The sequence below is a fragment of the Peribacillus sp. Bi134 genome (assembly GCF_918698065.1).
Classification (GTDB): Bacteria; Bacillota; Bacilli; order Bacillales; family DSM-1321; genus Peribacillus.
Window position 1 is genome coordinate 524,975 of record NZ_CAKKLN010000001.1, and the last position, 23,239, is coordinate 548,213.

The 23,239-nt window shown below is 38.7% G+C and carries 19 protein-coding genes, 1 other RNA gene and 1 pseudogene; 15 read left to right on the forward strand and 6 right to left on the reverse strand.

Annotated features, from left to right (window positions below; all coding sequences use genetic code 11):
- Nucleotides 1-14: 14 nt before the first annotated feature.
- The 3 genes from LQ188_RS02480 to LQ188_RS02490 all read left to right on the forward strand — a co-directional run bounded on the left by LQ188_RS02480 (nucleotide 15) and on the right by LQ188_RS02490 (nucleotide 2,733).
- Nucleotides 15-356, forward strand: a complete 342-nt coding sequence (locus LQ188_RS02480) for a DUF3870 domain-containing protein (RefSeq protein WP_230175927.1) — start codon at nucleotides 15-17, stop codon at nucleotides 354-356.
- Nucleotides 357-684: 328 nt separating this feature from the next.
- Entirely contained in the window at nucleotides 685-1,623 is a 939-nt protein-coding gene (gene glaH, locus LQ188_RS02485) for a glutarate dioxygenase GlaH (protein WP_230175928.1), read from the forward strand.
- A gap of 348 nt (nucleotides 1,624-1,971) precedes the next feature.
- Nucleotides 1,972-2,733 (forward strand): uracil-DNA glycosylase family protein, encoded by a 762-nt coding sequence (locus LQ188_RS02490; RefSeq protein WP_230175929.1) that lies wholly within the window; start codon nucleotides 1,972-1,974, stop codon nucleotides 2,731-2,733.
- Nucleotides 2,734-2,977: 244 nt separating this feature from the next.
- Here the strand turns inward: LQ188_RS02490 and LQ188_RS02495 are convergent.
- A pseudogene (locus LQ188_RS02495) lies at nucleotides 2,978-3,292 on the reverse strand (transposase); the annotation flags it as partial.
- A 398-nt stretch (nucleotides 3,293-3,690) separates the two neighbouring features.
- Nucleotides 3,691-4,803 carry an FAD-binding oxidoreductase gene (locus LQ188_RS02500; protein ID WP_101222208.1) on the reverse strand — a complete coding sequence of 371 codons (1,113 nt, stop codon included), beginning with the start codon at nucleotides 4,801-4,803 and terminating at the stop codon, nucleotides 3,691-3,693.
- Nucleotides 4,804-4,976: 173 nt separating this feature from the next.
- Here LQ188_RS02500 and LQ188_RS02505 point away from each other — a divergent pair, with 173 nt between their 5' ends.
- Complete coding sequence (locus tag LQ188_RS02505; protein ID WP_101222207.1) at nucleotides 4,977-5,570, forward strand: branched-chain amino acid aminotransferase; 594 nt, start codon at nucleotides 4,977-4,979, stop codon at nucleotides 5,568-5,570.
- Between the two features lie 240 nt (nucleotides 5,571-5,810).
- A complete protein-coding gene (locus LQ188_RS02510) occupies nucleotides 5,811-6,749 on the forward strand; it encodes an MBL fold metallo-hydrolase (protein ID WP_230175930.1) in 939 nt (312 codons plus the stop codon).
- Nucleotides 6,750-6,970: 221 nt separating this feature from the next.
- Here the strand turns inward: LQ188_RS02510 and LQ188_RS02515 are convergent, their stop codons facing one another.
- Both LQ188_RS02515 and LQ188_RS02520 read right to left on the reverse strand, forming a co-directional pair.
- Nucleotides 6,971-8,578 (reverse strand): FMN-binding glutamate synthase family protein, encoded by a 1,608-nt coding sequence (locus tag LQ188_RS02515; RefSeq protein ID WP_230175931.1) that lies wholly within the window; start codon nucleotides 8,576-8,578, stop codon nucleotides 6,971-6,973.
- A gap of 144 nt (nucleotides 8,579-8,722) precedes the next feature.
- Nucleotides 8,723-9,817 carry a sugar diacid recognition domain-containing protein gene (locus LQ188_RS02520; RefSeq protein ID WP_230175932.1) on the reverse strand — a complete coding sequence of 365 codons (1,095 nt, stop codon included), beginning with the start codon at nucleotides 9,815-9,817 and terminating at the stop codon, nucleotides 8,723-8,725.
- A 301-nt stretch (nucleotides 9,818-10,118) separates the two neighbouring features.
- Here LQ188_RS02520 and LQ188_RS02525 point away from each other — a divergent pair, with 301 nt between their 5' ends.
- The 4 genes from LQ188_RS02525 (at nucleotide 10,119) to LQ188_RS02540 (ending at nucleotide 14,104) form a co-directional block, all read left to right on the forward strand.
- Nucleotides 10,119-11,264: a glycerate kinase gene (locus LQ188_RS02525; protein ID WP_230175933.1), complete on the forward strand. Its 1,146-nt coding sequence runs from the start codon at nucleotides 10,119-10,121 to the stop codon at nucleotides 11,262-11,264.
- Nucleotides 11,265-11,270: 6 nt separating this feature from the next.
- On the forward strand, nucleotides 11,271-12,617 hold the full coding sequence (locus LQ188_RS02530; protein WP_101222202.1) for a GntP family permease: 1,347 nt from the start codon (nucleotides 11,271-11,273) through the stop codon (nucleotides 12,615-12,617).
- Between the two features lie 160 nt (nucleotides 12,618-12,777).
- Entirely contained in the window at nucleotides 12,778-13,125 is a 348-nt protein-coding gene (locus tag LQ188_RS02535) for a PadR family transcriptional regulator (RefSeq protein ID WP_034306796.1), read from the forward strand.
- Nucleotides 13,112-14,104 (forward strand): hypothetical protein, encoded by a 993-nt coding sequence (locus LQ188_RS02540; RefSeq protein ID WP_230175934.1) that lies wholly within the window; start codon nucleotides 13,112-13,114, stop codon nucleotides 14,102-14,104. The genes LQ188_RS02535 and LQ188_RS02540 overlap by 14 nt, the downstream gene beginning before the upstream one ends.
- A gap of 138 nt (nucleotides 14,105-14,242) precedes the next feature.
- Here LQ188_RS02540 and LQ188_RS02545 read toward each other — a convergent pair whose 3' ends face one another.
- Nucleotides 14,243-14,773 carry an IseA DL-endopeptidase inhibitor family protein gene (locus LQ188_RS02545; RefSeq protein WP_230175935.1) on the reverse strand — a complete coding sequence of 177 codons (531 nt, stop codon included), beginning with the start codon at nucleotides 14,771-14,773 and terminating at the stop codon, nucleotides 14,243-14,245.
- Between the two features lie 663 nt (nucleotides 14,774-15,436).
- Here LQ188_RS02545 and LQ188_RS02550 point away from each other — a divergent pair.
- The 5 genes from LQ188_RS02550 (at nucleotide 15,437) to ssrS (ending at nucleotide 20,640) form a co-directional block, all read left to right on the forward strand.
- Nucleotides 15,437-15,829 (forward strand): sporulation protein, encoded by a 393-nt coding sequence (locus LQ188_RS02550; protein WP_230175936.1) that lies wholly within the window; start codon nucleotides 15,437-15,439, stop codon nucleotides 15,827-15,829.
- Nucleotides 15,830-15,851: 22 nt separating this feature from the next.
- Complete coding sequence (locus tag LQ188_RS02555; RefSeq protein ID WP_230175937.1) at nucleotides 15,852-16,733, forward strand: mechanosensitive ion channel family protein; 882 nt, start codon at nucleotides 15,852-15,854, stop codon at nucleotides 16,731-16,733.
- Nucleotides 16,734-17,382: 649 nt separating this feature from the next.
- Nucleotides 17,383-18,636: an MFS transporter gene (locus LQ188_RS02560; RefSeq protein ID WP_101222199.1), complete on the forward strand. Its 1,254-nt coding sequence runs from the start codon at nucleotides 17,383-17,385 to the stop codon at nucleotides 18,634-18,636.
- Between the two features lie 212 nt (nucleotides 18,637-18,848).
- Nucleotides 18,849-20,330 (forward strand): UDP-N-acetylmuramoyl-L-alanyl-D-glutamate--2,6-diaminopimelate ligase, encoded by a 1,482-nt coding sequence (locus tag LQ188_RS02565; protein WP_230175938.1) that lies wholly within the window; start codon nucleotides 18,849-18,851, stop codon nucleotides 20,328-20,330.
- Between the two features lie 123 nt (nucleotides 20,331-20,453).
- A non-coding RNA gene (gene ssrS / locus LQ188_RS02570) (6S RNA) lies at nucleotides 20,454-20,640 on the forward strand.
- A gap of 146 nt (nucleotides 20,641-20,786) precedes the next feature.
- On the opposite strand, the gene LQ188_RS02575 is transcribed toward ssrS, so the two are convergent.
- Nucleotides 20,787-21,329: a ribonuclease H-like YkuK family protein gene (locus LQ188_RS02575; RefSeq protein ID WP_230175939.1), complete on the reverse strand. Its 543-nt coding sequence runs from the start codon at nucleotides 21,327-21,329 to the stop codon at nucleotides 20,787-20,789.
- A 691-nt stretch (nucleotides 21,330-22,020) separates the two neighbouring features.
- Here LQ188_RS02575 and LQ188_RS02580 point away from each other — a divergent pair.
- Complete coding sequence (locus LQ188_RS02580) at nucleotides 22,021-23,226, forward strand: nitrate/nitrite transporter (RefSeq protein ID WP_230175940.1); 1,206 nt, start codon at nucleotides 22,021-22,023, stop codon at nucleotides 23,224-23,226.
- The last annotated feature ends 13 nt before the right edge of the window (nucleotides 23,227-23,239 follow it).

The following is a 23,239-nucleotide window of genomic DNA, read 5'->3' on the forward strand; positions in this document are numbered from 1 at the left end:
GAGGAAGAGGCCTCATGTTCAATGGTAAAACAATTTTTATTGCAGGTCATGCACGTTTACCTCAAGGGATGGCAGCGAAAAGTGTCTTTGAAACATTGACCATCACCGCGGAAGTCGATGCTAAATATGGGGTTGTCCTGGAAGCCTCCTGTACTCTGGCAACAGAGCATGGACGGGAATTTATTGGGCGTTTATTAAAAGGGATCAGTTTAAATGATGGTGTTGATGAAGCGATAGAATCGATTCAATCTTATTATCGGGGGAAAGCGGCTAATGCATTGATTGCTGCCTTGAAGGACCTGGATCTCCATTTTCAGCAAATTAAAGCGGCAGAAAAAACGAAACTACCAAGTTAGTAAAATGATTTATCAGAATAATTTGTAAAAGATGTTGACATTTTTACGGGAAAACGTTTTAATGTAATTAAGCCAATATTATGACATTAACACCTTTTGGAAAATACCTTTTCAGAATCGTGTAAAGATCTTAATGATTGGAAACAGGAAAAATAAATCATACATAAACTGCATATTCGCTGTGACTCTATTTGCATAGAGCAGTGAAGTGAATATAAGCCAGTTGTACAGTTGGATTCCCATTTTATTTGGGGATCATGTGCGACTGGCTTTTTATAATTCCTGTTAACTTTGTCACCTATATTACAAATAACAGGAGGAATCATTCATGAACATTGCAGAAAAAAAGAGAGCGAAGTTTGAAAGGAAAACAGAAAAATACGAGGTGAAAGTTCATCCTCAATCCAGCCGTTTATATCATATTGAAATTTCAAAAGAGGCGATTGCTGCTTTTTTAGAAACGGTATCCAAGGATAATCAGTCTGTTCAACATCTGGAATATACGCCATATGCACGACTCATCATTGCTTCATATCTTTTGGATCAAGTGGGGGAAGACTTTGGTGAATTGCTTCGTAACATCGTTCATGATCGGGAATCCGGCGGCTTCACCCTTGGCTTGGAGGGTGTCACGGAGAATACAGATGAATATGTCATTTTTGCAACGGCCATTTCATACTTGCTCGGAACTCCAAACCATGATGCCATGTCAGGAAAATATTATGCCCGTTTTAGTGTTCAAGACACGGATAGCAGTGATTCATATTTGCGTCAGGCCTATCGTTTATTTACACTTCATACGGACGGAACCTTTGTTGATGAACCAACGGACTGGTTACTGATGATGAAGATGATCGAAAAAAATGCCCGCGGTGGCGAATCACGCTTATTGCACCTAGACGATTGGAAAGAGCTTGATATGTATGTAAATCATCCATTATCAAGCCAGAAATTCACGTATAAGGCACCGAAAAGCAAGAACATTGATCAGGAAATTGAAAGATTAACATTCTTCAATCATAATAACAAACCTGGTATATGTTTTATCGATCAATTTGTTTATCCTGATTCGATTGAACAAGCCAAATACTTACGCGATTTATCCAATTCATTAGAAAACGATGAAAGTGTACTTGAACTGGAACTGCCAGTTGGAGATTTAGTTGTCGTCAACAATATATTTTGGCTTCACGGCCGCGCTGCATTTGAAAAAGATCCGAACCTGAATCGTGAATTGCTTCGCCAGCGCGGAAGATTCAATCAATAGTTTCATTTTGTAAACCCAAATTTTTTTCATCCCCAAATACCATTTTTAAGATAAATTCTTTTCAACCCAAGGGTTGGAAAGCAATTTATCTTTTTTTTTGAAAAGGTTCATTCTTTTAACTTTATCTCGTCTGAGTAAAACTTTTTAAGTACGGTATCAGGCATACTACATTACGTTTTTATCATGATGGAGAGATCAAACAACACTTTATAAACGACTAGTATTTTCAATTTCCGTTAAGGAATATACGGATTCAAAAAGATTCATAATGCTCCAATGTTCGGTGCGAAACTGAATTTCTGATATACTGATATGGCCAAAATATATAGAAAGAGGGGATAGTACTTTATGGGGATCGCTAATTTTTCTAATTTTACGCAATTTAAAAACTTAATTAATGCTTTACCTGCTGCCTATACCGATGAAATGATACTGAGCGAGCAATTTTTGCTTGAAAGAGATGAAAAGAAGAAGCTCGAAATCTATTACGCACCTTTTGAATATGTAAATGAACGGGCCAAAGTGGTGATTGTCGGAATCACTCCTGGATTACATCAAATGAAAAAATCTTATTCAACAGTAAATAATGCAAAAGGGCACATACATAGTGATGAAGAGATCCTGAACGAAGTAAAAAAGAATCCCAGTTTTGAAGGAACGATGAGAAAAAATTTGATTCAAATGTTAGATGAGCTTGGATTACACACATACTTAAACATATCGTCCGCACTGGATCTTTTTAACGAAGCAAATCACCTCGTTCATACTACCTCTGTTTTAACCTATCCAGTTTTTTATAACGGTAAAAACTACAGTGGAACAACTCCGAACATATTAAAGACCGAGTTGCTTAAAAAAAATATAATGGAGGGATTTGCTGCCGAAATAGGTACGATTGAAAGCCCGCTTATTATTCCTTTAGGCGTTAATGTTTCCAAGGTCTTAAATTATTTAGCAGGTCAGAATTATTTGGATGCTAACAACATGCTTCTAGGATTTCCTCATCCATCTGGAGGAAATGGTCATCGTCATAAGCAATTTGCAGCAAATAAAGAGCAAATGAAAAAGATGTTACAGCACTATTTTTCAAAGGGAATGACCGTTGGTTAAATAGGGGGCTGTATGCTCAATAGTAAAATTAACTATTTACTAGTGATATTTTGGAGATTATAATAAGAACAAATGTTCTTTATTATAGGAGGCATTAACATGGATGAACTAGAGGAATTTTTAAAATCACTTACTATTGAAGAGTTAAAAGTTATTTATGAAGAAGTAAGTGAATCAGATATTAATAAATAAATGAAAATAATTTGAAATAGAAGAATCTTATTTTTTCATTTCAAAGATCAGCATGATTTTTTCCGAACGTGGAGTAGGACGTACTTTATCATGAAAACCATAGCCTAAGAACCAGCGGTAAGCCATATTAATCGTTTACCCAGGGAACGAATACCGAATGTACATTGAATAAATGTCAATTCAACTAAAATACTGGATTAATACTTGGGCGTCCTAACTTTGAATACATATCTTTCACCAAGTCATAAATGAAAGTGAAGTCAATGGAAGCCTCCATTTTACGAACCAAATGGTTCGCCGGCACCAGTTGATCTAAAGTAATCATTTCAAGTTGATCTCGCTGAATAGAATCATGTTTAGAAAGCATCTTCATCACCTCAAGTTTTAATACTTCTATTTTAAAACAAAAATGACCCTAGGCAAAAGTGTTCTATCTAAGAGTTAAAGCAAAGTTGATTGGAACGGAAGGTACGAGACTCCTGCGGGAAAAGTGCGTCTAGGGGAGACCCCGCAGGCGAAAGCCGAGGAGGCTCCCCAACCGCCCGCGGAAAGCGAGTGCCTGGAGTGTAAATTAACGTCCAAATTGTACAAGCCATAAAAAATAGACAAACTCGATTTTCCTCGAGTTTGTCTACAGTCTGGATCAAGGACCCATTAAAGGTCCTTGATTTTTCTTATGAAAAGGACCATTTGAAAAAAAACTGATCTAGTAATTTTCAGATCAGTCGAAGTTCATACAGCAAGTTAGGTAATGGGAAGCTAAATTTATAGAGCACCTCTGACATCATAATTTTCTATATCGATTTCGATTTTTCTATCAAGTGCGAGATTTGCCAATAGTGAGCCTATATATGGGCCCATTGTTAAACCGGATGCTCCAAGACCATTGGCTACGATTATTCCTTCCCAGTCAGGCAAAGGACCCATGACCGGAAGGAATCCCGGAGTGAATGGACGAAATCCGACCCTTGCTTCAACAAACGTACTATCTGTCAAACCGGGAGCGGTTTGTAAGGCTTTATCGAAAACCTCCTGGAGTCCTCCTGCGGTCATTCGAGTATCGAAAACTTCCGTATTTTCGTGAGTCGCCCCAGCAACGATTTTATTATTATCAAAAGCCAAAAGATATTGATCACTGGGAGGCATGACTACAGGCCAGTCATTAGTATTGTCATTTGGCGTTTCCAGATGAATGATTTGAGCCTTTTGGAAGGTGACTTGAAAATTCACGCCGAGTGGCTTCAGTAATTGCGGTGCCCAAGCGCCAGCACAAACAATCACTTTATCGGCAGATATGAATTCATCTCCCAGTGTTACACCTGTCACTTGTGCACCGTTATATGTAAGTATGGCCTCACCATACATAAGTTTTGCACCGTTTTTTTGTGATGCCCGCAATAAGGAATCACGTAGTGCGCGTCCATCCACCCGGGCGGCACCACTCACGTGAACGGCTGCATATTCACTGGAAAGAGGCGGAAATAAGGCACGTGTTTCCTCTGCAGAAAGTATTGTGATCGTCCCGATCTCCGGTGCATCTTCTTTCCGTTTTGCAGCCCGGTTCTTCATGGCATTCAGTTTATCTTCATCGGTATGTAAACTTATAGCTCCTACCTGGGCATACCCAGTCTCGGTTTCCCCGTCCCGTTCAAGTTCTTCAATTAAACCCGGATAAAAAGCCGCACCATTTTTGGCAAGGAGATACCAAGCTTGGTTGCGTCTTTGCGAAATCCAAGGGCAAACGATTCCTGCAGCTGCAGATGTTGCCTGACCGATATCTTGTCGGTCAATAATGATCACTTCAACCCCATTTTTAGCCAACTGATAGGCAGTGGAAGCTCCCAAAATTCCTGCACCAACTACAATGATTTTTTGCATGATTCAACATCTCATTTCTCTCATATGTATAAACGCTTACCACTACTATATCGAAGACACGAAATGATTGCCACAACTGATATTGTAATTTCTTTCACAAAGTTATTTTATCTATAGTGAATATGCTATGATTGATATTGCGAAAGCTTGAAAAGATACTAGGAGGACATATCATGCTAAAAAAACAAATGGAATCATACATATCAAAATCCGTAATCGAAAACAAGGTTGAGTTATTTAAAGAAGAAAAGGATTATGTTGAAAAGCATAAATTAATCGCCGATGATATCATTTTAGTGGAAAAAGAAAATGCATCCCGTTTTACAGATGCTTATATGGAGCGAAGTAATAAAGAGAGCGAAGAGTTAATCTCTGAAGAGAACTCTGCATTTTTATCACAACCGATCGAGTATTTGAAAAATAACAAAGATGAGTTCCTTTACTTTGAATCACAATGGTTCGAATTAATCGGTGTTGAGGCACTTTCTTTAGAAGTCGATGATGTTTTTGGTACGTATAACGCGATGTTCGGATTGAAATTCCAGAAAAAAATGGGAGAAGTTTTAAAAACGTATTTAACTAAGGAACTTCAAGCTGAAATAGGTTCGTTCAGTTTAATGTTTAACCAGGGCGACGGGCTATGGGATGTGAATTTAGCCTTGGATAACATAAAAGGATTCCGAGAAGACATGACATTAGAGGAAGCTTTTAATTTAATCTATCATTTTCTTTTTATCCTTGTTCAAACAATCGAGGAAAATATGTAAAACGAGGTGCCGCCATAAATTTTAATGGCGGTTTTTTTTATTTCTTGATTTAACCAATGCCCCTAGGCTTTGCTTCTGGATTTTAATCGCTGGCTCTGGATATTGATAACAGGAAATTGAAAAAATTCGTCGAATTGATTAATGATATACATTTATTTAATAAACTTAAATGTTTTGTTTTTAGCAATTTCGATTTTTTGTTTTATGTAAATGAAGTTACATCGGAAGGGGAAGTTATTCTTGCTGAATGAACTGAAAGTAACTCAAGTTACCATTCCATTGCCTTTTAGGTTGGATCATGTCCATTGTTTCCTAGCGGAAGGTGAAAAAGGGTGGACAATCATTGATTCGGGATTAAATAACAAAACGACAAGGGATTTATGGAACCCGATTATCGAAAAACACGATATTACCGATATTATAATCACCCATTATCACCCTGATCATTTCGGGTATGCAGGGACAATACAACAATTGACCGGTGCGGATGTTTGGATGACACAAGTGGATGAACATGCGGGAACTACGTATTGGGAAGCGGATTCGCTGAATCTGCTTAAAGAAAATTATAAAGCATGTGGTATGGAAGACGATTTATCCGTGGCCTTATCCAGTGACGAAAGCGGATTCATGCCACAAGTAAAACCCTATCCTACCGTAAATCATCATCTTGAAGAAGGAATGATACTGCACTTTGGCAAATATGAGTATGAAGTGATTTTCACGCCGGGACATTCTGATGGCCTGATTTCCTTATACAATAAGGAAAAAAGTGTCCTTTTTTCGACAGATCATATATTGCCCAGGATATCTCCAAATATTTCTTATTGGTTTAAAGGTTTCAGCAACCCATTGGAAGAGTTTTTTAATTCTTTGAAAAAAATACAAAAGCTGGACGTTGAATATGTCATCCCGTCACATGGGAAACCGTTTCAAAATGCCAATAAAAGAATTTTTGAATTGTTGGAACACCATCAGGACCGTTTGCATATTATTCATGAAAACATGAAAGAGCCGATTTCAGTAAATAGTGCTTGCCAGATCTTATTTAGAAATCTGTCCATTCACGAGACCAGGTTTGCAGTTGGTGAAACATTGGCACACCTAGAATACCTTCTTTTAAATGACCAATGCAGAAAGTTTAAACGTGATGGCAAATGGTATTATCAATCCATTTGATATTTTAGATGACAACGTATCGAAACTGATTTTAGCTCATGTCATCTAAAACTGCTTAAATTGCTGCAGCTAATGTTTATTATCGCCATGGGGAGCTAATGGAGAAGGGAAAAGTGGAGATATTCCCATTACATGCCTGATACATTTTTGCAGCCTATAATGTCTTCATTCAATTGTTTTCAAGAAAAATCCACCACCCATCAACATGAGCGGTGGATTTTTCATTGCCTGACACCTATTTGTCCCTTAACTTCATTCATAATATCTTCAAGGGATGTGACAATTCCTTTATCGTCCTTATAGCTAATGTGCTTAGGTTGAAAATGGATAGGCGAATCTAAACCAGCAGCGGCTGAGATTCGAAATAGTCCTTTTCTAAGGGTTACAAGAAAGTTAACAACGCGGTATTTCTTTTCATCGATGACAAGCGCTTTTTGCAATTCCGGATCAGTGGTGGCTACTCCGACAGGACAAGCATTGGAATGGCATTTCATCGTCTGTATACATCCTATCGCAATCATGAAACCTCGAGCTATGTTTACAAGGTCTGCTCCCATGGCTAGGGCTATCGCAATTCTATCAGGCGTGAACAATTTACCGGAGGCGATGATTTTAACGCGATTGCGTACACCGTATTTTTCCAATGTCGATACTAAAATCGGCAAAGCGGATTTTATCGGCAAGCCTACGCTATCGATCAATTCCTGATAAGATGCACCCGTGCCGCCTTCACCGCCATCCAATGAAATGAAATCCGGACCTTTCCCGGTTTCTTTCATGTAGCTAGCAAGCTCTTCAACACTGTCAGTGCCGCCGATGACCATTTTGATACCGACCGGGATTCCTGTATGTTTTCTGATTTTTTCGATAAAATCACACATGGATTTTACGTCATGGTATTGATGAAACCGATTCGGACTATCAATTGCTTTATACGGAATGACCTTACGGATTTCAGCGATTTCCGGATTCACTTTTTCAGCATCGATATGCCCTCCGCGAGTTTTGGCACCTTGAGCCAATTTGATTTCAAATGCTTTGATTTGGGGTATTTCACTTTTTCTTTTTAACTCATCCCAATCCATTTCGCCGTTACTATCACGAACTCCAAACATGGCTGGACCGATTTGCATGATTATATCGACACCGCCGATTAGATGATAAGGAGACAGTCCGCCTTCACCTGTATTCATCCATGTGCCTTTTGCTGCAGCCAACCCCTCAGAAAGTGCAGTGATTGCGTTCTTACCCAAAGAGCCATAACTCATGGCGGACATGCCGATAAGACCTTTTAGTCGAAAGGGATTCTTAGTGTTTGGGCCGATGATCACGGCGTCCTCATCATCCAATAAGAATGCAGAGGATATTTCATCTTCCCATTTTTCTTCTCGTTGTGAGAAAAGCGGGTCTTTCAATAGAATGTATCTTTTCGTCGTCACTTTAGTTTCACGATCATATTTTTCTTCTTCGGCCAATTTTGGAAACATGCTATTTTTAACAAAGAAGCCTTCTTCATCAAAATCCCGTTTTGAGCCAAAACCTATGACATCCCGTAAATATTTTGAACTTTTTACCATATGTTCATAGTCATCGCGGGAAAATGGTTTTCCTTCGTTATCACTGTTAAACCAATATTGCCGCATCTCAGGTCCGATTTTTTCCAGAAAGTATCGTATTCTCCCAAGGACCGGGTAATTCCTTAAAATTGCATGATGCTTCTGCATTCGGTCAAAGAAAATCATATAAAGTAATAGTAAGACCAAAACGATGATAATGATGAAAACTACGGTAAATCCAAGGATAATTAAAAGATTTGCGATGCCACTCATTCAATCCCTCCTGATATGCAAAAAAAATCATGTATTTTTAATCTACTCGGTAATTCGATCAATTATACAGAATTCCAACGCAAGGTTTTTATAGGGATGGAACGAAAATAATTTAAATAGGCAATATTGTTCTCACAATTTCTTTCAACTTCTCCTTTTCGATTGGCTTACCCAAATGGCTAACTGTAAAGTTATGGCATCATGCAGCACCTGTGGATTATATCCGGTAATGTCCTTGATTTTTTTTAATCGGTATATAAGGGAATTACGATGGATATACATTCTTTTTGCACATTCCCCAATATTTAAGTTACTAAGAAAAAATTGTTGCAGAGTCTCAATCAACTTTTCGGATAAGCTGCCTAAAATTCTTTCCTGAAATTGCTGTTTGGTCCGCTCATCTATCCTTTCCAACAGTGCTTTTGTTTCCACATCAGTATATCTAGTTAAAGCTTGATCGGCTTCACCTAGTAAAAGTGCCGCTTCAGCTTCGCGGAAAGAGTGGACGATGTATGATTCCTTATCCACAATAGAGCCCAAACCGATTCGTATAACGAAGCCTTTTGCTTTAAATTTTTTGATGGCTGAATCCAGGCATTTGTCAATGTTATTTCCGCTAAGCGCCGTAGTGAGAATGAAAACCCGATTCACATTCAGGAACCCAACAAGGGGTTGATGGGAACCAAAAACAGTTTCAGTCATTTGAATCAGCTCATTCTTATTTAACGGATTTAATTTCATTTCCATTACCCCCACTTGATAGGGAGGTTCTAATTTCATTCCAATCAGTTCAAGTCTCTGATCAATCGAATGCTGATTGATATCTTCCTTTAATAAGTCTTCAAATACCAATTCTTTCAAGTGTTGTTTCCATTCGAGTTGTTCCGCCATAAAAGCTTGATGAAGCATCATTTCCGTTATCATTTTCACCAATTCGCCGAATTCCAAAAGTTCAGTCGGATCTCCGGTGATCCCGATGACTCCTATAATTACATTTTGAAAATTAATAGGCAAATTAATTCCAGGAAGGACACCTACCCATTGATGACGATCAGTTTCGGGAATGATTAACGGCTTTCCCGTTTTCAGTACTTCCATTGCTCCTAAATGCAATTGGTCGATGCGTTCATGATTTCCGGAAGCGATGATGATTCCTTTATCATCCATAATATTAATATTTCTGTTAAGTCTATTGGTGGTTTGTTTGACAATTTCCATTGCAATTTCTTGGGTCAGCATTCAAGTCATCCTTCTAGATTTTTTTTATTTGCTAACAGAATGGTGATCATATTTCATGCAAACAAGCTATGATTTTTCATGTAAAGGGGGATTGTCGATAGTTTAAACCTTTAGCTATCTTATACTTTAGGAAAATGGGAAAATAACAGAAAACTTTCCAGAAAGATCATTTTTTATATATAGTATAGCCAAAAAAATCCAATATGTCATACTAATTTTCGTTTAGAATGAACGATGATTAAAATATTTCTGAAGATTATAATTAAATTGATATAAAAATATATTCAAAGGGGAACTGAGCATGAAAATTGTTATTGCACCAGATTCCTATAAAGGAAGTTTATCAGCAACAGAAGCTTCAAAAGCTATTGAGCGAGGAGTCAGGAAGGCACTGCCGGATGCGGAGACAGAATTGGTTCCTGCGGCGGATGGCGGGGAAGGCACGATGGATAGTCTTGTTGCAGCTACAAATGGACGAAAAGTTGAAGTGACCGTTAAAGGACCTTTACTTGAAGACGTTCAGGCAGCATATGGAATATTGGGCGATCAGGAAACATGCGTGATTGAAATGGCCAGCGCATCAGGTCTGTGCCTAATCGATCCAGCTGAGTTGAACCCATTGATCACTACTTCATACGGGACAGGGGAGCTTATTCAAAAAGCATTGAATGATGGCTGTCGAAAGTTCATTTTAGCGATTGGTGGAAGCGCTACCAACGATGGCGGTGTCGGTATGCTCCAGGCTTTGGGAATGAAGGTGTTTGATGAAGAAGGTAAAACTCTGGGATACGGAGGTGCCGAATTATCACGGATATCAGACATTAATACAGAGGATTTTGATTCCAGAATAGCGGATTCCGAATTTTTGATTGCCTCGGATGTCCAAAATCCGTTAGTCGGTCCAGATGGGGCATCAAGGGTATTCGGACCTCAAAAAGGGGCGACTCCTGACATGGTTGAAATGCTTGATAAAGCTTTATCATCATGGGCTGATTTGGTGGAAATCAAAACAGGCATACACTTGCATGATATAGCAGGTGCTGGTGCAGCAGGAGGAATTGGAGGTGCATTTCAAGCCTTTTTCCGTGCAGAAACAAAAAGGGGCATAGATATTGTCATGGAGTATACGAAACTGGGTGAAAAATTGTTCGGTGCCGATTGTGTCTTTACCGGTGAGGGCCAAATCGATTACCAGACTGCTTCAGGCAAAACACCCATGGGAGTAGCACAAGAAGCCAAAAAGCATGGTATTCCGGTATTTGTTTTGGCTGGATCGATCGGAACAGGTATTGAAGTTTTATATGACCACGGAATAACGAGTGTTCATAGTTTGGTGAACGCTCCCATGCCATTAAAGGAAGCTATGGAAAGAGGAGTTGAATTGTTGGAATTTTCAGCCGAACAAGTAATGCGGGCTTTTTTGGCAGCGATCAAAAATAGGGGGTAATTTTTTATGTTATTTATTGTTTTGGCCATCGGCGTGTTCTTAATTGTTTTTGCTACAACTAAATTCAAGCTGCATCCGTTCTTATCGCTTCTATTGGGTACTTTATTTGTTGGTTTTGCTTCCGGAATGCCTCTGGATCAGATCGTTGAGAATATCAACGGCGGTTTTGGCGGATTGATGACGAGCATTGGACTTGTAATCGTTTTCGGTACAATAATCGGAACCATTTTGGAAAAGGCCGGGGCCGCATTGCGAATGGCCGAAGTCGTATTGAGGATTGTCGGTCCTAAAAGACCGCAGCTTGCCATGAGTATGATTGGCTTTATCGTATCCATACCCGTTTTTTGCGATTCAGGTTTCGTTATTTTATCGAGCTTAAGAAAAGCATTGGCAAGACGCGCAAAAGTGGCGGTTGCTTCCATGTCAGTTGCGCTTGCAACTGGTTTGTATGCGACACATACACTTGTACCCCCAACTCCGGGGCCAATTGCGGCAGCCGGGAATATCGGAGCGGACGGATACTTGGGGACCGTCATTTTGATAGGTCTTATTACCGCCATTCCAGCTGCACTTGCTGGTTATATATGGTCAATGAAAGTAGCGACCAAGATAGAAGTTGAAGATGACCGAAGTGACCTGGATTACGATTATGATGAAATTGTCCGTTCATTCGGCAAGATGCCTTCTGCCTTACAATCATTTTTACCGATCGTTTTACCGATTGTCCTGATTGGAGCCAGTTCTGTATTAACGCTATTTGGGACGGAAGGGGGGATTGCCGCATTTTTCGTATTCTTGGGCCAGCCGGTCATCGCATTGCTCGTCGGAGTAATTTCCGCTTTGACATTGCTGCCTAAGTATGATGAAGAAACATTAACAAACTGGATAGGAGCCGCTTTATTGGATGCTGCGCCAATTTTATTGATTACCGGGGCGGGCGGAGCATTTGGTACCGTCATTAAAAATACGGGGATTGCAGACATCATCCAAAGTTGGGATATGGGCAGCATCTTTAGTGGTTCCTTGTTCCTGTTGGTCCCGTTCCTAATTGCTGCTGGGCTGAAAACGGCCCAGGGTTCTTCGACAGCATCACTGGTCATCACTTCATCTTTGATTGCACCCATGCTTCCAACGTTGGGTATTGAAGGGGCTGTTCCTCTTGCATTGGTAGTCATGGCTGTTGGAGCAGGTGCGATGACAGTAAGCCATGTAAATGATAGCTTCTTCTGGGTGGTCACCCAATTTAGCGGGATGAAAGTGACGGATGCCTATAAAGCTCAAACAATGGCAACCTTAATACAAGGAGTGGTCACGATTATCACGACGATGATATTGTGGGTCATTCTTGTGTAATATTAATATTTGCAAAAAGGAGAGGCGTGAAACGCTTCTCTTTTTTATGCTTTAAATTAAATATATTTTAATTTTTATGGTGTTGTAAGAACTAAAATAGTGTATGATGCATAGTATAAGGTATGGTGTACGTCACATAGTATAGGGAAGAGGTGATTGGATGAGCACTTTACTGAATTCATTAACTACTGAGCTGCGCAGAGGCACTTTGACGTTAGCTGTTCTGAGTCAGCTCAAAACCCCTCAGTATGGGTACTCGCTTGTCCAGCGTTTAGAGAAGTCGGGAATTACCATTGATCAAAGTACTTTATATCCTTTACTTCGACGCCTGGAAAAACAAGAATTGGTGACCAGCAGCTGGGATACTTCTGAAAGTAGACCGCGCAAGTACTATTCTTTAAGTGATTATGGGGGAGAAATCTTTACTCAGTTAAAGGAAGAATGGGAAAAAACTTCTCAAGAGCTTTATATATTATTAAAAGGAGAGGGAGAAGATGGAGCTGATTGAACTTTATATTCAGGAAGTGACCCGCAGGCTGCCTGAAAAAAACCGGGAGGATATTGGGCTTGAGCTTCAATCTACAATCGCAGATATGCTTCCGGAGGATCACACGGAGCAAGACGTGAAAGCGGTTCTATTAAAATTAGGAGATCCGGTTACACTGGCAAGTGGTTATCGCGATCGGCCGATGCATCTGATTGGACCGCGTTATTATGATTTTTATATCAGTCTGTTGAAAATGATTTTACCAATTGCTGCAGTCATTTCACTTTTTGGATTAGTAGGGGATAATCCGTTTCGGGAAATGGGTGATAATACGGTTATGGATGCGGTTTTCACCATAATCGGGAAAGCGATAGCAGGTATCATCAGTACAGGTATCCAAGTGTTTTTCTGGCTGACGCTCTCATTTGTCATTTTAGAACGCATGGATACTTCAAAAGATCAGTCCCCTTTAACCAAAGACTTGAAACCATGGACACCGGAAAACCTAAAAGATATTCCGAACATTTCAAAGCAAAAAGCGATTTCCATGTTCGAGATATTTGCAAGTTTGTTAGGTCTTTCTGTATTCGCGGCCCTTTATTTCAATGCAGCAAACCTGTTAGGCGTCTATGAAAAAAGAAATGACAGTCTCATTTTCGTAACACCTTCTTTTAATCAAGAGGTATTGAATACCTATAGGCTGCCGGTATCTTGCGTTGTTATCATTGGGGTTCTCTTGGCAATTTATAAATTATTTTTAAGACAATGGACCCTGAAATTAGCTTTATTCCATGCTATATACCAGCTGTTGTCCACTCTGACCTTCATCATCATCATCAGTAATCCTAATTTATTGAACCCCGAATTCATTGCATACCAAAAAACACTATTTTCAATCGATGATTGGAAAACCTCGATTTACTGGGGTCTCATACTCATCACAATCTTTTTTGCCGCCTATGATTCCTATCAAGGCTTTCGAAAGGCAAAAATCCGTTAAGGCACAGCAACCTAGCTGTGTTTTTTTGTTTTTAAAGTTCCATGATGTGAAAAGATTTCTCAAGATAAAAGGGAAAACAGAAAAACACCTCATATGGAATAGGCATATGAGGCGTTACATTTAAATCAACTATTTATTTTATTGAACTGCATCGAACTGATTGACTTTCCAAGTGGATCCGGATTTATAAAAGGTAACCGTTCTTTTTACTGACTCACCGTCGACTGTAGGTACAGTTAAGTTGTAGGACCTAACGTTCAGTTTTTGATAAACCAATTTAATTTTTGCTTTTCTCCACTCCAACATGCTGAAGCCGTCTCCGATTGGACGGGCTAATTTCCCTTTATGGGTAATGTAATTATATTTGGTCAGACCCTTTTCAACTGCATTATTAGTAAATGTCTCTGCTAAGTAGGTAGTCAATTTATCTTTTGTATTAAACTCTTGGCAAAGGTATGAATACTCTGTCCCTTTATAATTGAAAGTTTTTTGTGAACATGAACGGGTTTTATATCCATGTAAAGCATTCCAAAAATGTTTGCTGGCATTATCGGCTATCTTTAATGCATTTGCATCAGACAAATTCTGTGATGTCGTTTTTGCGGTAACCTGACCACTTAGAGTGAAAAATAAAATAATGGATAATAGCATACCTAAAAATTTTTTCATAATTAATCTCCCCAATCCCTAATAGGATACTTATGTAACGAAAGTTTAATAAATATTACAATTGTTACATTTATATTACAACATGATTGGCGCAAGTAAAAGAGAAATCTTGTTAATTTTTAAATATAATTTTAGTTTTCCATTAAATATACATAGTTTGTTCATTTTATTCTTTTTGAAAACGCGTTTTAAATAGAAGGTCACTGCTGTTACATACTTCATATTCCACGAACTGGCCTATTTAAAACCCAGAAGATCATTCTTTTTCAATAACGGGACAAGTTGATTCATTATATTTTCATTAATATCAAGTTATGTACAAAGAATTCGAATTTCCCGGGAAGCGCCTAAAAAAATAAAATATAAAGGTTTGACAAACTTTCTAATCCTACCGTATTATAAATTATATACTTGAATACATTCTCCAAAGGGGAGTAGCTTTTACAACAACGTCGTCATTACGGGGCTCTTTGCTCTCGGTGTTGTTGGCAGCATATTGTTGTTAGCCAGACCTTACCTATTGGTAAAGGTCTATTTTCTTTTAGTAAACCTTTACCAAAATGGTAAAGGTTTTTTTGTAGTCCAGATCAGGCTGCCCTTACGGAAATGTATAAACATGAGGGTTTAGTAGAAAAACAAATAAATATAAATGGAGTGTATTAGTTGATACTGAGAAAATCTTTGTTACTTTTAGGAATAGGTTCTGCACAAATAGATTTAATCCTTCCGAAAAATACGTATAAATCTGGTGAATGCATAAATGGGTATTTCTTGATTAAGGGTGGTACCCTTGCGCAAAGAATAAGGAGGATTGAATGTGATTTGATCATGGATACTCATTCTACCGGATTGGAAGAGATCCTTAAAACGAGCACCATTTTGTCTTCAAGGGAGATAAATTCAGGGGAAAGCAATGAAATTCCTTTTAACTTTTGTCTTCCTATATTGAAGGAGCCTTATAAACGAGGGGTTTCCTACCGTCTTAAAACAAGACTTATCCTTGATAAAGGGATAATAGGCAAAGATGATGACTGGATTTTAATTGATTCTGAATAAAAGTGAAATTGGAGTTGGGAACATGAATGTCTTGAAATTTACAGAGCGGGCTATGGATTATTTGCAAGAATTTTTGTTATTGAGGCTTTTTATATTGGCTTTACTTTTATTGGCCGTTTATTATATTTTGAATAAAATGGTTGAATGGTTCTTTAAAAGATCTAATTTTTTTGTGGAAGAAGTTGAAAGAACGATACAGGGAGTTACCCGGTCTGCTCTTAGATACGGCATAGCAGGACTTTTCCTCATTTATCTGATTGGACAGTTTATAGACATAAAGGGAATCATGGCTGGAGCTGGAATTGTAGGGGTCGTTATCGGATTTGCGGCTCAGCAAATGCTTAAGGATATCTTATTGGGATTTGTAAGGCTTTCAGATAATGAATTCCGGGTGGGGAATTTCGTTACATTCAATGGGACAAGTTCAGGGACAATTGAAGAAATAGGTATCCGGTTCATGCAGATCAGGGAATGGTCAGGAAAATTGCTGACAATCCCTCACAGTGAAATCAGGACAATTCAAAATTTTAATAAAGGGAGAATGCGAATCATTGAGCGTATCACTGTAAGCTACCAAGAAAGTCCAGAAAAGGTAAAACGGCTGTTGGAGGATATATGCCTTATCTGTAATGAGAAGTATGGTGAGACCCTTCTAAGGCTAGAGGATGGTACACCTGAAGAGGATTTTAGATACATCGGCATTACGGATTTAAATCCGAATCTTAAATATGTTGGATATGAACTATGCATTGTGGGACTTGTGAAACCTGATGATTACTTTGAAACATCAAGGAGTGTGAGGTTTGAAATGATGACTGCTCTTCATGAGCATAAAATTCTAATGCCATCTTCCCATTTACTTGTGCAGGGAAGTCCTAAACAAGAACGTATGTTGGAGAACTAAAAGAAGAAACACAATTGCCTGAGGTATTCCGGGAATTATCATGAACTAATGATGGTGAGTGTAAGAAAGGACCGAAATTAGTGACAGTACCCGGGAACTTAAGGATATTAAACGCCTTCTTATAAAGAAAGTATTCGAACGTTGATTGGACCGTATAGCATTCGCTTTCCGCGGGCGGTCCGCCCTTTGCGCCTGTGAGGTCTCCTTTGCACCGCTTTCCCCACAGGAGTCTCGAACTCCCGATCAATAAACTGGAACGTTTTTAACTAAAAAATCTAAAGGCAATCTTGCTTTTTTCGAGTTGTCTCCTATCTGTGGCTTTCTTTTAAAGGGAGCCTTTTTTTATGCGGGGAATTGCACAAACTTTTCTGAAAAAAATTTTATTTATAAATTTCACCTTGATTTATCAGATTAAATAGATTATTATCGAATTAGCATAAAATGGAAGGGTGACCTTTAAACAATGATCATTTAATCCTATTCTTTAAGAGAAAAAATGCGTGCTAAATACGAACTTTTTTTCTGGATAGGATTAGTCTGTACTAAAATACAAACAAAGATCATTGTGTTCCGTCCATTAGGGATCTTTTAGTTTGTTAATTTTGTATTGTACTGCCTCCTGTCCAGAAATCTCACAGGAGGTTTTTATATGGAAAAAAACACATCCGTAACATTAAGTAATAAGGAACCTAACATTTTTAAAAATCGTGTATTCCGGGCCATTATCTTTTCTGGCCTGTTTTTACAAATAGGGATATGGGTACGGAATTTTGCAGTTTTGTTATTCGTCATGGAAAAGACAAACGGGGATGCTTTTGCCATTTCCATGATATCAGTAGCGGAATTTGCTCCCATCTTTATTTTTTCATTCATTGGAGGGACGTTTGCGGACCGCTGGAGTCCGAAAAAAACGATGGTTTGGTGTGATATATTAAGTGCAATATCTGTATTTGCTGTGCTAATCTCGCTTATCTTTGGCAGTTGGAAAATGGTATTCTTCGCAACTTTGATTTCGGCGATACTTTCTCAATTTTCTCAGCCATCAGGCATGAAGCTATTTAAGATGCATTTGCCTGAAAGTCAAATTCAGACAGGGATGTCCGTTTATCAGACCGTCTTCGCAGTATTTATGGTTTTAGGTCCGATTCTCGGTACATTTGCCTTCCAATCATTCGGGATAAACATCTCGATTGCGATTACTGGCCTGGCGTTTTTACTTTCAGCAGGAGCACTCGCCTTTCTTCCAAAAGATCGAAAACTGAATGAAGAGACAGCAAAAACAACGTTATGGCAGGAAATGAAAAGCGGAGTGAGCTATGTGTTGCGAAAAAAAGAACTAAGTTTGCTAGGATTATGTTTTCTGGCAGCCGGGCTTGGACTGGGCTTCATTCAGCCACTTTCTATATTTCTCGTTACCGAACAACTGGAACTTCCTAAGGAAAATTTGCAATGGTTATTTATGGTGAATGGGTTTGGTATGATTTTAGGCGGAGCTGGGGTGATGATTTTTGCCAAAAAAGTGGCACCTCAGAGATTATTAGCATTCGGAATGCTTGTGAATGCCATTGGATTAGCGGTAATGGGACTTTCGACAAATCTTTGGATTACACTTACTGCCGAGTTCTTTAATGGACTAATGCTGCCTTGTATCCAAATCGGTATCAATACATTGATATTGCAGAGGACCGAAGGCGAGTTCATCGGAAGGGTCAATGGAATTTTAAGCCCATTATTCACTGGATCGATGGTTTTGACCATGAGTGCGGCAGGCGTGCTGAAAGAGCAATTTTCACTCGTCGCCATATTTGAAACCGCCGCTTTCTTTTTTATTATAGGAATGTTTTTCATTTTGCCATTGTACAATCAAAAGGCCGAATCCAAACCACTGGAAATCCAATCGTAAGTATCCTGCGGTGTGCCCACACCTCTATACAGCAATAGCCAAGAAAAGCAGCCTTATCGGCTGCTTTTCTTTTTACTGTTCAACTAACAAATTCTGGTTTAACAATTATTTTTAGAGTACTGGTAAATACTAAAAATGGCATGTTGGAACTTATGCATTTCATTTTCAAAAAAAGTTAGGTGAATAGCTTAAATGAAAAAGGAGAAAAGTTAATGATCCTTAAAGACATATTGAAAGATGCGATCAACTGGGATTTGCCAAAGGACGTTGAACATATATCCATCGCAGGTGTAACCGATAACTCTAAAGAAATAAAAAAGGGATACCTTTTTGTTGCCGTAACCGGATATAAGTCAGATGGCCATAATTACATTAAAGATGCAATTCGTTTAGGGGCATCAGCTGTGATTGGCGATCGCGATATTAAGGGTTTGGAAATTCCTTATTTACGAGTGGAGAACAGCCGTAAAGCATTAGGGCTAATCGCCAAAAGGTTTTATGGAGATCCAAGCAAGCAAAAAATAATGATAGGAATTACAGGTACCAACGGAAAAACCACAACGAGTTATATGCTTCAGCAAATATTGAAAGAAAATGGGGTAACCTGTTCCGTCATTGGTACGATACAGCATATTATCAATGGAAACAAAGTCGATTCCCATAATACGACTCCAGGTAGCATGGAGTTGAATTCCTTACTGGCTGCAAGTAGGGACATGGTTGTCATAATGGAAGTGTCTTCACATGGATTAGCTCAATACCGTTTAGAAGGAATTGAATTTGATTTCTGTGTCTTCACGAATTTGTATCATGACCATCTCGACTTCCACGGTACGATGGAGGATTATTTCCTGGCAAAATTACTTCTATTTGAAAAATTGAAACCTAATGGTCTTGCGATCATCAATGGGGATGATTTCTGGGGAGAAAGACTACAAGAATACTTACGGGAAAAGAACGTCAGTGCCTTTGTCTTTGGAAAATCCAATCGCTTCGATTTAACCATCACCAATTATAATACTGCAACAAATCCCTTTATTTTATTGAATGAGAATCATGACTTTGTGAAAATTGAGTTACCTTTACCTGGACTTCATAATTTATATAACGCGACTGCCGCCTATTCCGTAGCGAAGATGTTTCCAATTTCAAAAAAGGAAATTCTCACTTCATTGAAACAATTTTCCGGTGTGCCTGGAAGGTTTGAAATGTATAAGAAAGAATATGGACCGACAATCGTCATCGATTATGCACATACTGCAGATGCCATACATCACATGCTTCAAACTGCCAAAGAATGCGGAGCCAAAAAAATTTATCATATCTTTGGTTTCCGAGGTGGACGAGATACAACCAAAAGGGCTGAAATGGTTAAAGTATCATCGGAACATAGTGATGTTTCCATTTTGACGATGGATGATCTGAATTCGGAGGGAATGGAGGGGATGGAATCGACACTAAATAAACTGAAAAGCGATTACTCTGCTGGAAATGGGAAGGTTATTCCTGATAGAACACTTGCTATACAGGAGGCGATACAAGCTGGAAAGGAAGGGGATTGGATTATAATTACAGGTAAAGGAATTGAGAGGTATGAACAAAATTTTGGACTGCCTACTATTTCTGACAAAGAAACGGTATTATATCTGCAAAATAAAGACGAAGGGGATTTTATCGGTTATTTTGATCAATAGTTTGATTGTAACGAATGCTATTATAAAGGGCTAATACGACGATAATTCCCTTAGTCAGCCATAGGTTATTAATATGGTGATAATTAACATTGTAACATATGAGGAATTCAAGTATTATAACAATACAAGCTGCACTGTTCGTAATGATAATAAAGTTTTAACCTTTAAGCTGTAATAGGGAGTTTTATATTGAAACAGGAATGTTATGCCTCGTCACTGACTTGGACAACAGGATTATTTCTGCAAACACCCACTTTGAGGAGTGGTGGTTTAAAACTTTCTTACTGAATACGGCAATGGCGGCTTATATCTTTAAATGTTGAAGCCGGTCTCGGTCTGAGGCCGGTTTTTTGCTGTTTTCAAATACCGTACAATAAGAATTGTCTTGATTTATTTTCACAGCCCTTTACAAATTCAGTGTAGGTTGATTTGGAATATTACATTTTCTAAAGACATTTACTCTTGTTTTGTATATCGGTTGGCATAACTTGAAGCGACGAAAGCATTGGGTTTGATTTTCGGTTCCACGCCCATGGATTCCATCCTGGCTACCATTTCTTTTACAAACTCACTGGTTTTGTTCCGCTTTCCAATCCCGATATCAATATGCCCCTCCATCGTGAACGTTGCCCCTTGGTATACAGCAGGCAGGACAATATCGATTAATTGGTTTTTTCTTTCTTCTGTAAACAGTGACACGATCTCCTCCGTTAACGACAATTCTTGGGAAATACGTTCATGTAAATGCAGCATCCTTCTAGGAATCATCACTTTTCTTATACAACCCCATACACCTTTTCCGACCTGCCGTATCACGATGCCCGTAATGAAAACAGTATGTTTTTTATGTACTTGCGAATCTGTACCGACCATTAATCGATAGTTACCGGAAGGGTTCAATTTCATGAACTCAACAATATGAACGAATACCTCTTCAAATGACATGTCTTTTTTCTGAAGATTTTGAAATGGGATGTTATGAAATGGATATTGCTTCATATTATTGCACCCAACCTTTCCCCGGATATAATCAGATTATTAATCTCATGCCGCTCATAACACATCATATGAAAAAGTTCCTTATTTCGTGCTGTGTGAAGAACCCGCCTTCTAATGAAAGATTCAATCATCATTTAAAGCTAATCTCGCTGAATAGATATCACCTCTAGTTTTATTTCTTCTATTTTAAACAAAAAGACTGTAGGCAAAAGGAGTTCTATCATAATAGTTATAACAAAGTTGATTGGAGCGTGTGTTCGAGACCCCTGCGGGAAAAGTGTGTGCCTGGAGTGGAAATTAACGGACAAATATTAAAACTGTAAACAAACTCAATTAAATAACGTGTTTATCTACAGTCTGGAAGAGAAGCTTAAGCATTAGGCTTCTCTTTTTTTGTATGGAGATAATGGAAAAGTTATTGGAGGTATCTTTGGTATATCTCCTGCCATAACTGAAAAGTTAAACAAGCTTGGGACTACACCTCACCTAAGTAAACTACATTATCATTCGATTTATATAGGAAAAACGATATGAAATTATTAAATTTTAACCAATAACGACTTCAAAGTATTCACATTTTATAACTTACAAAAAAAGTGTGTAATGTTTTCTGACATAAACAAAGAAATCTTGCTTTTATAAGAGTAAAATAAACGAATATTCAATTAATAAAGTATTGGAGAGATGAAAAGTGAAAATATCTGAATTGAAAAAAAGCGGTCATGCTCCGTCATTATTAGCTTCATTCCTTTATTTTGATATCAGTTTTATGATTTGGGTATTATTAGGTGCACTTGGTGTCTATATTACAAGGGATTTCGGGCTTTCCCCAGCTGAAAAAGGCTTGATTGTGGCTATTCCGATTTTGGGAGGCTCGTTTTTTCGAATCGTCCTAGGTTTTTTGACTGATCGCATCGGCCCGCGGAAAACAGCGATCGGCGGGATGCTTGTTACGATGATTCCGCTTTTTTGGGGTTGGTTATTCGGAGAAAGTTTAGCCGAGCTTTATTTAATTGGGATTTTGCTCGGAGTGGCAGGTGCAAGTTTTGCTGCAGCACTTCCAATGGCCAGCCGCTGGTACCCCCCGCATTTGCAGGGTCTAGCGATGGGCATTGCGGGAGCCGGTAACAGCGGAACTCTTTTTGCGACATTGTTTGGACCGCGTATTGCAGAGTCTCTTGGCTGGCATAATGTTATGGGATTAGCTTTGATTCCTTTAACCATCGTGTTTGTCATTTATATTTTAATCGCAAAAGACGCACCATCTCAACCGCCTGCAAAACCGCTCAAGGAATATTTCAATGTATTTAAAATAAGGGATACGTGGTATTTCTGTATTCTTTACAGTGTGACTTTTGGGGGCTTTGTCGGGTTTACCAGCTTTTTAAGCATCTTTTTTGTTGATGAGTATGGGCTAACACGAATTAGGGCTGGGGAATTTGTTACATTATGTGTCATCGCCGGAAGTTTCTTTCGTCCCGTCGGAGGATATATTGCCGATAAAATAGGTGGAGTTAAGCTGCTTATGTTTTTATTTATTGGACTCACATTATGTATGTTTGGGATTAGTTTTCTTTATTCCCTTACTGTCGTTACGATTCTGTTGTTCATCGGAATGCTATTTCTCGGTATGGGCAACGGGGCTGTCTTTCAGTTAGTTCCACAGCGGTTTTCTAAAGAAATTGGTTTTATCACAGGAATTGTAGGAGCTGCCGGAGGTGTTGGCGGATTCTTGGTTCCAAACATACTAGGAACGTTAAAACAGATTACTGGCACATATGCTACAGGATTTTTAGTATTTTCCGCAGTTGGAATCGCGGCGTTGCTTATCCTGGGTCTAGCTCAGCTTTCATGGAAAAAAACGTGGGTACTCGGAAAGAATTCAGTTAAGATTTAGAATTTTGTTTACT